Genomic DNA, 12,869 nt, shown 5'->3' with positions numbered 1-12,869 from the left:
GTCAGCATCCCCTGATGTATCGAGTGATGAAACCAAAGCCGAAATCCTGCAAAGGTTTTCGGAATTGAGGTGGAGCTTAGATACAAGCCCCCACTGTATTTGTGAGCCTTCGGGCGAACAAATCAGTGGTGGGTAGTTGACCAGTAATATTGTGGGTAAGATAGAAGCGATCGCGGAGTTTCGACGGGAACAGAGGAGTCAAGAATGAGCGGCGCATTTACTCTCCTTAAAAAAGACGAAATCGCCATTCGTCGAATGTGAGAAGGCTGACACAATTAGATGAACTCCACGAGGGGAAATATTTAGATCGCTGGCTGATGGCTATAGAACGGCAGAATCATTAGACTGAAAGTAGTTGCCCAGCTAGAAGTGTCCGCGCATCCAACTATGACCCAGCAACCTGCACGTATTTGTATACTCGGTGGCGGCTTTGGTGGTCTTTATACCGCTCTGCGCTTGAGCGAACTGCCGTGGGAAAGGTCAGAACGTCCCGAAATTGTCTTAGTCGATCGGGATGACCGCTTTTTGTTTACGCCGCTACTGTATGAACTGCTTACCGGGGAACTGCAAACCTGGGAAATTGCCCCGCCGTTTCAAGAAATTCTGGCTAACACGGGTATACGCTTCTGTCAGGGTGTCGTGGCTGGAATTGATATCGAGGAACATCTAGTACATTTGCACGATGGTCAAGATTTTGCCTACGATCGCTTGGTCTTGGCGTTGGGTGGGGAAACTCTCCTAGACATGGTACCGGGAGCTGCTGAGTATGCTTTTGGTTTCCGCACTATGGCTGATGCCTATCGTCTGGAAGAACGCCTGAGAATTTTGGAAGAGTCGGAAGCTGATAAGATTCGCATAGCGATCGCGGGTGCTGGTTACTGCGGGGTAGAGTTGGCTTGTAAGTTGGCTGACCGTCTTGGCGATCGCGGTAGGATACGCTTGATTGAACTAAGCGATATGATTCTGCGAACTTCAACCGACTTTAACCGGGATGCAGCGCGGAAAGCTTTGGAAGACCGAGGTGTTTGGATTGATTTGGATACGTCGGTTGAGTCGATGTCACCGACGACAATCTCGCTGGTGTATAAAGGACAGGTAGACCCAATTCCGGTGGATTTGGTGCTGTGGACGGTGGGAGTGGGCATGGCGGATGCGGTGCGAAGCCTCCCTGTCAAACAAAATCAACGCGGTCAATTGACTACTACGCCGACTCTGCAACTGGTTGACCATCCAGATATCTTTGCTCTCGGCGACCTTGCTGATTGTCACGATGTCACGGGACAAGCTATCCCCGCAACGGCCCAGTCTGCGTTCCAGCAATCTGATTTTGCCGCCTGGAATATTTGGGCATCGCTGAGCGGTCGTCCTTTGCTTCCCTTCCGCTATCAGCAATTAGGGGAGATGATGACGTTGGGAACCGATAACGCCACACTGACAGGTTTGGGAGTCAAACTGGATGGTACTCCGGCTTACATTCTCCGCCGTCTTGCCTATCTGTATCGGATGCCATCGCTAAATCATCAGCTGAAAGTCGGCTTGAATTGGATTACTCAACCTTTGGTTGATTTTTTGTCTAAGTAGCTTTCACCCCACCACCAACCCCCTCCCCGTCAATGGGTAGGGGATTGTTAACTTTATGTTGCTTTGCTTATATAGCAGTCCTAAATGATTCCTAACGGCGAGATTCCCGACTTCTCTAAGAAGTCGGGAATCTGAAGGGCTAGCTCGCAACTCAAATAGGATTGCTATAGTCGATAAAAAATGCTCAAAGGTATTAAAATAAATCGGTTATAGTTTTTATATGCTGCGTTTTTTATAGGGTTGTATTTAGCGGTATTTCCTAAGCTGTTTGTAGTTATTATAGGCTTTGGATTATTGTTTATTTTAAAAATCACAAAATTAGAAGCAATATTGTCAAATAAAAACCAAAAAGTTTATTTAAGTATAATTATAGTTATCCGATATTTAAAAATTGGATAAAATGGATGATTGATAAAAATTTCGTCCCTTAATTTTGGTTATTGCTGAATCTCCTAGAGCATTTTGAGTAAGCATTTGCCAGTTTATCAAGATATCTGGAGAAGCTTGCACTGGTGGCAAAATCTAATTTTTATCATGGGGTTCGTTTGTTTACTCGGAAATCTCAGTGAGTTTACCTTAATATCTTGCGATCGCGCTATGGCTTCATTCTGAATAGGCAGTTTAGAGCTTCCTACTGGGATACGCTCAATGAGATGATAATGAATATACTGGGTGGTGTTGTAGGGTTTGCAATCTAGAGATGGAAAACGAAAATAGCCGGAAGCGTCCCAAAGTGATTTTTGTCGATGCTGTTGGCACTATGTTTGGGGTGCGGGGTAGTATAGGCGAGGTGTATGGCGCGATCGCGCGTCGGTTTGATGTGGAAGTGTCGCCAGAAGACTTGCAAAAAGCTTTCTACGAGAGTTTTAAAGCTTCGCCGCCGCCAGTTTTTCCAGGTACAGAACCCCAAAAAATTCCCGATTGCGAGTCTGATTGGTGGCGTGCGATCGCGCTTTCCACTTTTCACAAAGCCGGTGTTCTCGAAAAGTTTTCCAATTTTGCCAGTTTTTTTGACGAACTCTACAACCACTTTTCCACCCCTGAACCTTGGTTTGTTTATTCAGATGTCCCTACATCCTTGGAAAAGTGGCGCAAGATGGGAATTGAACTGGGTGTGGTGTCAAATTTCGATTCTCGGATTTATTCGGTTTTGCAATCTTTAAATTTGATACAATATTTCACGTCCGTAACTATTTGCTCTGAGGTTGGTGCTGCTAAACCCGATCCAAAGATTTTCGCCGCCGCGTTGCAAAAACATCAGGCAAAAGCTGAGGATGTATGGCACATTGGCGACAGTCATAAGGAAGATTATCAGGGAGCAAAAGCTGCGGGACTGAAAGGTATTTTGTTAAAACGGACAGAGTAAATACCTGGCGCATAATGTGAAGAAACCGCAGATTGCAATGAGGTCATTCTTTTGAATAAAGATACATTTAAAATAAGTAGATTTAAAAAGTTAGCCAACACAATTGGAGGTTTTCACGATAGCAATTTAAACCACCGCTGGTTCTAACATTCTAATAGTGCCAGCAGTGGCATCAATCTCCACATCTAAACCAATAGGAAGCGTAACTATCGGTTCAATGTGACCAATCATCGCGCCGTACCAAGAGGGAATTTCTAATGGTTGAATATGATCCCAAACTACTTCTTCAAGGGTGAGAGAACCATAATCAGCATCAGGCGAACATCCTTTACATTGCCCAAAAATAAAACCAGCTAATTTATCAAATACTCCGGCAATTTTTAGGTGAGTCATCAAGCGGTCGATGCGGTAAATATTTTCATTGATTTCTTCTAAAAATAAGATTGCACCGTTTAAATCGGGCATATAAGGAGAACCTACAATCCCAGAAAAAACTGAAAGATTGCCGCCAATGAGCTTGCCTTGCGCTCGACCGGGTGTTATAGTTTGTTGGCGATATTTTAGCTGCATCAATCGATTTTCATCGCCGTCATCTTTTAGGTTTTGAAAGGTCACGGTTTCGGCAGATTCTAAGACGCGGCGGAAAGAATCAGTTTGTTTTGTTCGCCAAGATGTCAAACCGTTGGGGCCGTGAAATGTAACTAAGTTAGTTTTAGCGTTAATTCCCAAAATTAACGCTGTCATATCGCTGAAACCGACAATAATTTTGGGATTTTTGCGGATGAGTTGGTAATCTAAATATGGTAGTATCCGACTGCAACCCCAGCCGCCACGCATCGGGAGAATAGCTGTTACTTTCGGGTCAGCAAAAAACTGATTGATGTCTGCGGCGCGGTCTTTATCTTTGCCCCCTAAATAACCATATCTGTCGAGGATATGGGGAGCAAGTTTGGGAACCATTCCTAGTCCCCGCACTACATCTATGACGATATCGAGTTCTTCCCGGAGAAATGTTGCACTAGCGGGACTGACAATTCCCACAATAGAACCGGGTTTTAAACGGGCGGGTTTTAAAATTGGGGGAGTTGCGGCTTTTCCTGATTTTAAGGGAGAAGCTATGAGGGTAGCGATCGCGCTTTTGGCAACTGTTTCGATAAACTGACGGCGGCTGCTCATGCAGGTATAATTTTCCTTACCGGACAAGAATGTAATAGCATTTTGGATGAAAAATTAATAGCGATCGCCCAAAATCATACCTGTAAGCATAAGTTAAAAAAGCAATAGCGCCTTACGAGACTTTATATTTAAGCTGATAGACATATTTTTTGCCTTGGTAGCGATCGCTATTTATGCCAAGTTCTCTTGCTGCTGGGACTAGGAGTTTTAGTTGCGATCGCTTTCTCTGTAGCAGGCGCAGGCTCTCCTACCCAAAGATGCGTAAATCTTACTAAAATACCCTTTAAAGGTAATTAATTCCTTCATTTGTTTCTTTTATAAAATTTCACTTTATATGGGCAATAAATGGATGTATTGCCCATATAAAGTGAAATTTTATTATGGTAACAAGATTGCGTTTAAATATTAACTTTTCGGTGGTGCAGGAGAAGGACAAGTTTTATTAGCAAAATCGCACTGATAGATGGTAGGTTTCTGCCAGCTTAAAGGAATTTCTAGCAAATCTCGCGTCCCGGTCATACCTTGTCCTAGAAATAGTAAAAGTGCGATGCAGTTCAAAATGATGTGAACATTACGCCAGCGATTTGATTTATCTTTATAGATATCCTCAATAATTGCTAACGAGAAAATCATCAACATTGCAACTGCAATGCCGATGTAATAGTGCGACCAATACCACTCATTATCTCGTCGAAAAACGCCTTCTTGGAACCCCAAAATAACTAAACCTGCACCTGTTAAAGTAGCAAAAACTCCTCGCCAAAGTCGCTGTCTGGCTTTGTATAGGAATATTAACGAGGCAATAGTAGCTGCAAACATTAGTACGATGAAAACAACTTGAAAAGGGTTTTCGCTTCCAATATTATTTTCCAAAATATGTCCAAAGATTGGGTAAGCAAGTCCTATCAAAGCAACTCCAACGACCGCAGCCGAAAGCCATTTCCCGATTTGAACGTGTTCTTTACCAACAACTGGAGAAATTTTGCTTTTCCCTTCTTTATTTTGCAAACGGCGTTGACGAGTTTGCCAAGCGAAGTGAACGACAATGCCAATCAGAGGGAAGACGAATGTAACTGCGATCGCGGGATGAATTAAAGCTGTCCAATCTGCAATTTCCATAACAACCTCAGTATGGGTTAATTCACTAGCTACTTAACAAAGCAAAACCAAAAGTAGCATTGAATTGGCGACACCAAATCGCCACTGAACGAAAGTCTGCGGGATTTACATTAGCAGGTATAGCATAGCGTTGAGTACCGCTCACTTTTTGCAAGCGACCAATGCTTACATAATCTTTTTCTTTTATACCTGATATTGGCGGTTTTTCGGAACGATGGAAGATAACAAATAAATCCGGGCCATTATTGGTTTTAAAAGCTTCATCTAACTCTATATAGTTTTTTCCATTTTCTGCCACCACGCTAACCATTCCCGTAGTAGGGTGTTCTGCTGCTACAAACTTTCCAGATAGGGGGACTTGTGCAACTGACTTAGCTTCTGGGGTTATTGATGCCTCAGCCTGGGTAGTTGCTTGATTGGAACTTACCTCTTTGGTACAGCCAACATTCAAAAGGGTAACGGCACACAGGATTGCTATCTTCAACTTCATAACCTCGTCTTGCTCTACATCATTTTTACTGACAATCTACCCTTAATGTTGACATCGAAAGATGAGTTTTTCCTGAGAAATTTGCAGGAAACCGCTTAATTTTATATCCGCTATAGCAATCCTAAATGATTCGTGAAACCCTGTAGGGGCAAGGCGCTGTCGTGTCCCTACAAGGCGAATACTCGTTCACAAGTTAAATAGGATTGCTATAACTAGAGATTAACATAGTATTAGTTTGAGTTTATGTAAGACTTAGTAATGATTTCAGCCCCTTATCGTTTTTTGCTCTGTTGACACATGGTTTAAAAAAACTATTATTATAGGTAACGTTGCTGATACCAGTCTAACCTACTATTTTTTTTTAGTATATGTTAGTTCTATAACATTCTAATCGTGTCCCTAGATTGTTTAAAGTGGGGTGTATGCAAGCCTTACACCCAAACCGAGAATAATATATTGAGTTACAATCCAATTTGATAGCTAAGCAAAATTTAATTTATTCAGACTATTGGGAGATTAATTTAGAAGAATTGAATACCAACCTAGCTTTAAGGAATTAACAGGAATGACAACTTCACAGATTAATAAGCAAATGTCAAAGCGTCGTATTCTGAAGCGCGTGTTTCGGCTTCGGGTCGCAACGCTGATTATGGTGGGGATTGTTGCTTTTGCGGGCGCGATCGCTGCGGCGTGGTTTGCTGGTGAAGGGACGATTAGTTACCTGTTTGCCGAACTACAAAAATGGCAAGAAAAGCCGCCTATGTGGGTGGAAGCGCCAATGGTTGCTGGCAAATATCTGCTAGTTCCCACGATTGCTTTGCTGCTTACTGTCTTGGCGGTGATGAAGATTTCCCCGCTACCTAACGCCAAATCGCGGTTTTTTGTGGTGGGAATTTTGCTAGGGCTGACGGGTCGCTATATTGTCTGGCGATCGCTTTCTACCCTGAATCTTGCCGATCCCCTAAATGGTATTTTTAGCCTAGGGTTATTTGGCATGGAAATGTTAATGCTGGCTAGTAGCATTATTCAGTTATTTTTGATGCTAAACGTGAAAGACCGAAGGAAAGAAGCTGACCAGCTTTCTAAGAATGTCCTCAACGGCACTTTTACACCATTTGTAGATATTTTTATTCCCACTTACAACGAATCAGTTTTTATTTTACGGCGCACAATCATAGGCTGTCAAGCTTTAGATTATGCCAACAAAAAGATTTATTTGCTCGATGATACTAAGCGCCCAGAAATGCAACAATTGGCTAAAGAACTGGGATGCGAGTATAAAACAAGACCAGATAATAGTCATGCTAAAGCGGGAAATCTCAATCATGCCTTTCCTCAAACCAAAGCCGAACTAATTGTTGTATTCGATGCTGATTTTATTCCCACTAAAAACTTTCTTACCCGCACGGTAGGCTTTTTTCAAGATGAAAAAGTCGCCCTGGTACAGACACCTCAAAGTTTTTATAACTCCGATCCGATTGCCCATAATTTAGGCTTAGAACACGTTTTAACACCAGAAGAAGAAGTTTTTTATCGGCAAATTCAGCCAATTCGGGATGCAGCAGGCAGCGTAATTTGTTCTGGTACTTCTTTTATTGTCAGACGCAGCGCTTTGGAAGAAGCGGGTGGTTTTGTAACAGATTCCCTCAGTGAAGACTACTTTACAGGAATTCGTTTATCTGCCCAAGGCTACCGATTAATTTATTTAGATGAAAAACTGAGTGCCGGATTAGCCGCAGAAAATATTGCTGCTCATGCTACCCAGAGATTGCGATGGGCGCGGGGTACTTTACAAGGATTTTTTATTGAGTCGAATCCGTTAACAATTCCCGGACTAAGCCCCTTACAAAGGCTGGCTCATTCAGAAGGACTGCTGCATTGGTTCACCAGTTGGGCGCGGGTTTATTTCTTGTTGATGCCGTTAGCATATTCATTTTTAGGCGTTATTCCCATCCGGGCTACAGCTGCTGAATTGTTGTATTTCTTTGTACCTTACTATGTGGTACAACTGTCTGTCTTCTCCTGGTTAAATTACCGTTCGCGCTCAGCTTTGTTATCGGATATTTATACTTTAGTGCTGTGTTTCCCCCTAGCACTGACTGTATTTCAAGTAATGCTAAATCCCTTCTCAAAAGGCTTTAAAGTAACGCCAAAAGGGATATCACGCGATCGCTATGCTTTCAACTGGCGTTTAGCATGGCCTTTGATTATCTTATTCCTAGCAACATCGGTCAGTTTGTGGCGGAATTTGGGAATGTGCATGATGACTAATGGCACAGCCGAGGTATACAAAGGTATCAACTTAGGTTGGGTTTGGAGTGGTTATAATTTGCTGATGATTGGCATCACGTTGTTAATCTTGCTGGATGTTCCCAAACCCGATCTGTATGAATGGTTTGATTTGAGGCGAGTGGTGCAGATAAATGTGGCTGGGCAGAATTATTGGGGAATTACCAAGATAATTTCAGAAGCTGGCGCTCAAGTAATTATGACCCAATTGCCACCGATTTCTTCCAATGAACCAGTGCCCGTAACACTGGCAATTATGGAGGAAGAAATATATCTAGAAGGACAAATTATTTCTACTGGTTTCGCCGATGAATTTCCGACAGTGCAAGTAACATTTGAGCAGTTGAGTCTCTCTGAACATCGGCGATTAGTAGAAATGTTGTTTTGTCGTCCTGGTCAGTGGAAGCGTCGGGATACCCCCGGTGAAATTAGTTCTCTGTTGCTAATTTTCAAAATTTTGCTGCGTCCGCGAGTGTTGTTTGATAGAAATCGAGGAATAAGCGCGCTCGCTGTCTCTAAAGTTTAGGGTTTTACGAGTTTTGAGAGCCAGAGAAAATTGTCATTGTAAAGAGGCTCTATTTTAAAATTAGACTCTTTCTTAATTTTCTCCTGAAATTGCTCCGAAAGATTTAATAAAAACACATCGCTAAAACCTTGAGGAATCTTAGGAATATTCATAAAATCTGGCTGCGTATTACCTGGAACTACCATAAGGCGTACTTTTTCCTCGAATAGATAGCTAAGAGCCAGGGAATTGCCGAAATTAATCCCAAAAGAATTCGTAATTAGAAGAGGAGCCTTTGTCTGATTGACTATTTCTGAAACTTGATAATTGTGATAGCTAACTACTTTATTCCAAGCCGTCTCAGCTTGAGAATTAATTGCACAAGAAACAACACCCGCTGAAATCAGTGCAGCCATCACTATCTGCCAAAATTTATGTTCTAAAAACCTAGTCGATGTAATCCCAGTGGCAAGTAGATAAGCAATTGATAGCTGAATACCCAAATAAAAAGGGACTATATAGCGACTAGAAGTTGAGCGTTGTCCTCCTAAAATTAAATCCGGAAGCACTAAAGCTAAAGTTAAGGTTCCCATCAAAGTTAGAACAAATAACCAAACTTCCTTTTTGGTATTTTTGCAGAGAAAATAAATTGAGTAGCCAACTAAAATTAAAAAAATAGGTAAAGTTAAATAGGTTAATAGAGTATCAAAGCCAAAGTCGCCTTGGGTTAAAATAAAAGCACGATTAATGTGAATTCCCCACGTTTTTAGCCAAGCTATTAAGGGAATGGGTACAGCAGTCCAGTTTGCTCCTGTTTCCGACCAAGTAGCGATCGCAATTACCAACCAAGGAGAAAACAATAGCACCGCCGTCAGGGATGCCAGTACGAAGGCAGCTACTTTTTTAGTAAAGCGGAAGCCTTCAATTACGATTACATAAATTCCATGTCCGATTCCCACAAATACAGAAAATGGGAATGTATAGATACTTAATGCTAAAGTGGCGGCGTAAATTCCCCATGCCTGAAGATGGTAAGTTTTATTTCCATCTTTTGTGGTTAGTCGCAAAGCTGGCAGCAATGTAGCACTTGATAATAAAATAGTCACCGTCCATAGGCTATATTCCCGCGCTTCCTGCGCGTACAAAACATGGAAAGGTGAGACAGCAATTAGAGCGATCGCTACCCATCCCGCTAGCGGCGACTCAAATAATTCCAGGCATAGCCAATAGACACAAGGGAATACCAGCAAACTAAACAGCACTGATAAACTTCTCGTGACTGCTACCGAATTACCAAACAACTGCACCCAAAATCTTACTAATATGTAATAAAGTGGCGGATGTTGAGCATCATCGATTGCCAAAGCTTTAATAGTATCAATTAAACTTTTTTCATAACTAGGGCGCTGATATTTTTGTAAATCTTCGATGCCAATTACTTGACCATTAAAAAGTTGTTGATTCACTTCGGCACTGGTATAGCCAGAAATTCGCAATGAAGTATAAGCTTCATCGTGCCAATAAACTTTTTTGTCCAAATTAACAAAGCGAAAAAAAACGCCGAGTACCAACACGACGATAAGAAAAAAACCAAACCAAGTCTTAGGCAGGCTCAAATTTCGCATAAATATTTTCTATGTTAGTCAATCTATCTATTGATAGATATTTTGAAGTAGCAGCATCCCGGTTTCCCAAGTTTAACCCAATCTTAGAATTAGTCAAAAATCATCCAATCGGGTAACTCAGCCGGATGAAGTGCGTTAGTTACTGCCAATCCTACTCTGATAATTACTCTGATTCGGTACTTTAGTTATGAAAACCTCAGCGGTGTTATTGACTCTAAATAGAATTTGGCAAGGCTTTGTCAGATTCGTGGTTAACGCTTCAGAATTGCGTGTTTGGCAGGTTTCTGATGGTCACGGACATACTTATTGGCGTGCTTACGATCCTGCTAGTGGTCGCTCTAGCTATCTTGGCTCAGAAGCTGAGGTGCGTTCGTGGATTGAGCAACGTTATTACAGGTAAAATTGGCTAATCAGCGTTAGGAGTGCCTGAGTATCCAAGTCCATCGGGTGTTTTCTGGAGCTTCTTGGGAGTCCAAAGTCGGCTATTGTCGCGCTGTAAAAGTAGGAAATATCATCTATGTTTCTGGCACTGTGCCCGTCGATGAGATGGGTGCGGTATTTGCTGCTGAAAATGCCTATGCTCAAGCAAAGCGCTGCTTTGAAATAATCCAAAAAGCCTTGCAGGAGCTGGGTACTGATTGTAGCTGTGTTGTGCGAACTCGGATGTATGTCACAGACATTTCTCGCTGGGCAGAATTCGGTGAGGCGCACAAAGAATTTTTTGGAGAAAATCCTCCAGCTTCAACGATGGTAGAAGTAAAATCCCTCGTTGAGCCGGCAATGTTAATTGAGGTAGAAGCTGATGCAGTTTGTATGGAGTGAAAGCGATTTACTATTCCTATTTCTGCTTTTACAAACGCCACAATAATTTAATTGCGGTGATTGTTACTATACCGAATCCTAGCTCCTGCCCACTGGAGTTTTTCTCGGAGCGTTTGGTAATAGGAATAGTTTTCGCGCAAAATAATAAACTTAGCCAGACAATTTGCCATGCGGATGTCTACCCGCTGTCCGGGCCAAATTGCAGTTGCCATCACCCCATCCATCCATAGTTTAGTGTTTAATTCGTAGTCAGCTAAAGGCCAGACGCTGACCACAGAACCGGAGGGGATGACAATTGGGCGACTGGAGAGACTCAAAGGGCAAATTGGGGTGACGGTAATAGCTTCCATGCCCGAATGGACGATGGGGCCGTTTGCAGAGATGGTGTAACAGGTGGAACCCGTGGGCGTTGCGACAATCAGCCCATCCCCTTGATATTGATCCACCACCTCGCCGTCAATTTCCATTTCTAATATCGAGGTAATCATGCGGTCGGCGGAGGCGGGTTTGATGCACATTTCATTCAGTGCAAGGAAGCGATCGCTCACCGGTTCCATATTCGTGCGATCGCCCTCAAATAACGCCGCCTGCAACATCATCCGGCGTTCGATAGCATAGCGATCCTCCTCTAACCTGTCCCAAACCCTCTCAGTGTCTTGAAATTCCTCAAATGGCTGTGTTAAAAATCCCAGATGTCCCCCAACATTCACTGCCAAAATCGGGATTCTCTCTGGAGATAGATGCCGAACCGCTGCCAATGCTGTGCCATCTCCACCCAGCACCAACGCCAGATCGATGCGGTGCATTGCGGAAGCCAAAAAAACCGGATAGGGATTATCCTTCGCCCCACTTGGCCCCATTAAAACATGGCAATTGCGTTTTTCCAGTTGCCTAGCGCATTTTTCTGCCCAACTGCGGCTTAGGGGATCTCCCGCCTTGTGAGCAATAATAACGTTTTTCAGCTCCACTGATTATTTACCCTAAACCTATAGAGCGCGATCGCGCGTGCTTATTTTTGCGTTTGGGCGATCGCCTCCCTATCTTAAGCTAGGGTACTCCTCCTGGTAATGTTCTTTTAGCGACAGTTAGACAGCGTTGGGCATTGATGGGATAAAATCAGCTAACCCCAAGTAGCGAATTCCCTCTGGGTTAATTTCAAAGCGGCAAGGTAACACCTCCACCCCCAAGGAAACAGCATCGCGCAACAACTTCCCATACAAAGGATCGGCAATGTCTCCGGGCGCAAACTGGTTACAGTCGCCACGATTAATAAAATAAAGCATCACCGCCCGCGCTTGGGGAATTAGCGCCGTTAGTTCTCGCAGGTGCTTTTGTCCCCTCGTCGTGACTGTATCGGGAAATAGCACCATTTTACCTTGCGCCCAAGTTGTACTTTTGACTTCCAGATAAATCGGTTTGTCAGACTCATCGCCAGTCAGCAAAAAATCTACCCGGCTTTTCTCTTTCCCATAAGGTACTTCAAAGCGAATTAGACTGTATTTACCTAATGGAAACAGGAACTTCTCCAACGCCAACTTAATCACCCGATTTGGCAAAGCTGTATTCACTCCTACCCAGGCTGGTTGAGTATCGCAAACCTGAATCATTTCCCAGGTATAAGGCAACTTCCGGTTAGGATTGTCACTGTAGGACACCTGCACCGGACTCCCAGGCGTAGAAACCGCCGTCATTGGGCCAGTATTAGGACAGTGGGCGGTGATTACTTCCCCGGTCGCCAGCTGAATATCGGCAAAAAACCGTTTGTAACGTTTTAGTAGGACACCCGGATACAGAGTTGGGTATTGGTAAAGCCAATCCATAGTAGTTTTTTAATGCAGAGTAACGCAAAGGTAATCTTAGGCGATCGCAGAGTCAGACAAACCTTTGCTACCTAAA

General features: G+C 43.2%; 11 protein-coding genes. 5 read left to right on the top strand and 6 right to left on the bottom strand.

The window, feature by feature from the left end; genetic code table 11:
* Positions 1-387: 387 nt before the first annotated feature.
* Both H6F74_RS06440 and H6F74_RS06435 read left to right on the top strand, forming a co-directional pair.
* Complete coding sequence (locus H6F74_RS06440; protein ID WP_190437945.1) at positions 388-1,581, top strand: NAD(P)/FAD-dependent oxidoreductase; 1,194 nt, start codon at positions 388-390, stop codon at positions 1,579-1,581.
* Between the two features lie 700 nt (positions 1,582-2,281).
* Entirely contained in the window at positions 2,282-2,947 is a 666-nt protein-coding gene (locus tag H6F74_RS06435; RefSeq protein WP_190437943.1) for an HAD family hydrolase, read from the top strand.
* 126 nt (positions 2,948-3,073) lie between these two features.
* On the opposite strand, the gene H6F74_RS06430 is transcribed toward H6F74_RS06435, so the two are convergent.
* The 3 genes from H6F74_RS06430 to H6F74_RS06420 all read right to left on the bottom strand — a co-directional run bounded on the left by H6F74_RS06430 (position 3,074) and on the right by H6F74_RS06420 (position 5,732).
* A complete protein-coding gene (locus tag H6F74_RS06430) occupies positions 3,074-4,123 on the bottom strand; it encodes an LD-carboxypeptidase (RefSeq protein ID WP_190437937.1) in 1,050 nt (349 codons plus the stop codon).
* Between the two features lie 405 nt (positions 4,124-4,528).
* On the bottom strand, positions 4,529-5,242 hold the full coding sequence (locus tag H6F74_RS06425; protein ID WP_190437934.1) for a DUF4079 domain-containing protein: 714 nt from the start codon (positions 5,240-5,242) through the stop codon (positions 4,529-4,531).
* 25 nt (positions 5,243-5,267) lie between these two features.
* A complete protein-coding gene (locus tag H6F74_RS06420) occupies positions 5,268-5,732 on the bottom strand; it encodes a DM13 domain-containing protein (RefSeq protein WP_190437931.1) in 465 nt (154 codons plus the stop codon).
* Between the two features lie 565 nt (positions 5,733-6,297).
* On the opposite strand from H6F74_RS06420, the gene H6F74_RS06415 reads away from it, so the two are divergent.
* Positions 6,298-8,547 carry a glycosyltransferase gene (locus tag H6F74_RS06415; RefSeq protein WP_190437927.1) on the top strand — a complete coding sequence of 750 codons (2,250 nt, stop codon included), beginning with the start codon at positions 6,298-6,300 and terminating at the stop codon, positions 8,545-8,547.
* Here the strand turns inward: H6F74_RS06415 and H6F74_RS06410 are convergent.
* On the bottom strand, positions 8,544-10,151 hold the full coding sequence (locus H6F74_RS06410) for a glycosyltransferase family 39 protein (RefSeq protein WP_190437924.1): 1,608 nt from the start codon (positions 10,149-10,151) through the stop codon (positions 8,544-8,546). The genes H6F74_RS06415 and H6F74_RS06410 overlap by 4 nt on opposite strands.
* Positions 10,152-10,338: 187 nt before the next feature.
* Here H6F74_RS06410 and H6F74_RS06405 point away from each other — a divergent pair, with 187 nt between their 5' ends.
* Positions 10,339-10,551 (top strand): hypothetical protein, encoded by a 213-nt coding sequence (locus H6F74_RS06405; RefSeq protein WP_190437922.1) that lies wholly within the window; start codon positions 10,339-10,341, stop codon positions 10,549-10,551.
* A 32-nt stretch (positions 10,552-10,583) separates the two neighbouring features.
* Positions 10,584-10,973 carry a Rid family hydrolase gene (locus tag H6F74_RS06400; protein ID WP_190438034.1) on the top strand — a complete coding sequence of 130 codons (390 nt, stop codon included), beginning with the start codon at positions 10,584-10,586 and terminating at the stop codon, positions 10,971-10,973.
* Positions 10,974-11,020: 47 nt separating this feature from the next.
* Here the strand turns inward: H6F74_RS06400 and H6F74_RS06395 are convergent, their stop codons facing one another.
* Entirely contained in the window at positions 11,021-11,941 is a 921-nt protein-coding gene (locus H6F74_RS06395; protein WP_190437919.1) for an NAD(+) kinase, read from the bottom strand.
* Between the two features lie 117 nt (positions 11,942-12,058).
* Positions 12,059-12,793: a DNA/RNA nuclease SfsA gene (gene sfsA / locus H6F74_RS06390; protein WP_190437917.1), complete on the bottom strand. Its 735-nt coding sequence runs from the start codon at positions 12,791-12,793 to the stop codon at positions 12,059-12,061.
* Between the last annotated feature and the right edge of the window lie 76 nt (positions 12,794-12,869).

The sequence above is a fragment of the Trichocoleus sp. FACHB-90 genome (assembly GCF_014695505.1).
Taxonomy (GTDB): Bacteria; Cyanobacteriota; Cyanobacteriia; order Cyanobacteriales; family FACHB-T130; genus Funiculus; species Funiculus sociatus.
Note: the sequence above shows the minus strand (reverse complement) of the source record. Positions and strands in the feature narration are given on the sequence as shown.

Bases quoted from the DNA above. Each gene is read 5' to 3' on its own strand.
- H6F74_RS06430 (WP_190437937.1), bottom strand. From the start codon at position 4,123: ATGAGCAGCCGCCGTCAGTTTATCGAAACAGTTGCCAAAAGCGCGATC.
- H6F74_RS06415 (WP_190437927.1), top strand. From the start codon at position 6,298: ATGACAACTTCACAGATTAATAAGCAAATGTCAAAGCGTCGTATTCTG.
- sfsA (WP_190437917.1), bottom strand. From the start codon at position 12,793: ATGGATTGGCTTTACCAATACCCAACTCTGTATCCGGGTGTCCTACTA.
- H6F74_RS06420 (WP_190437931.1), bottom strand. From the start codon at position 5,732: ATGAAGTTGAAGATAGCAATCCTGTGTGCCGTTACCCTTTTGAATGTT.
- H6F74_RS06435 (WP_190437943.1), top strand. From the start codon at position 2,282: ATGGAAAACGAAAATAGCCGGAAGCGTCCCAAAGTGATTTTTGTCGAT.
- H6F74_RS06425 (WP_190437934.1), bottom strand. From the start codon at position 5,242: ATGGAAATTGCAGATTGGACAGCTTTAATTCATCCCGCGATCGCAGTT.
- H6F74_RS06405 (WP_190437922.1), top strand. From the start codon at position 10,339: ATGAAAACCTCAGCGGTGTTATTGACTCTAAATAGAATTTGGCAAGGC.
- H6F74_RS06440 (WP_190437945.1), top strand. From the start codon at position 388: ATGACCCAGCAACCTGCACGTATTTGTATACTCGGTGGCGGCTTTGGT.
- H6F74_RS06410 (WP_190437924.1), bottom strand. From the start codon at position 10,151: ATGCGAAATTTGAGCCTGCCTAAGACTTGGTTTGGTTTTTTTCTTATC.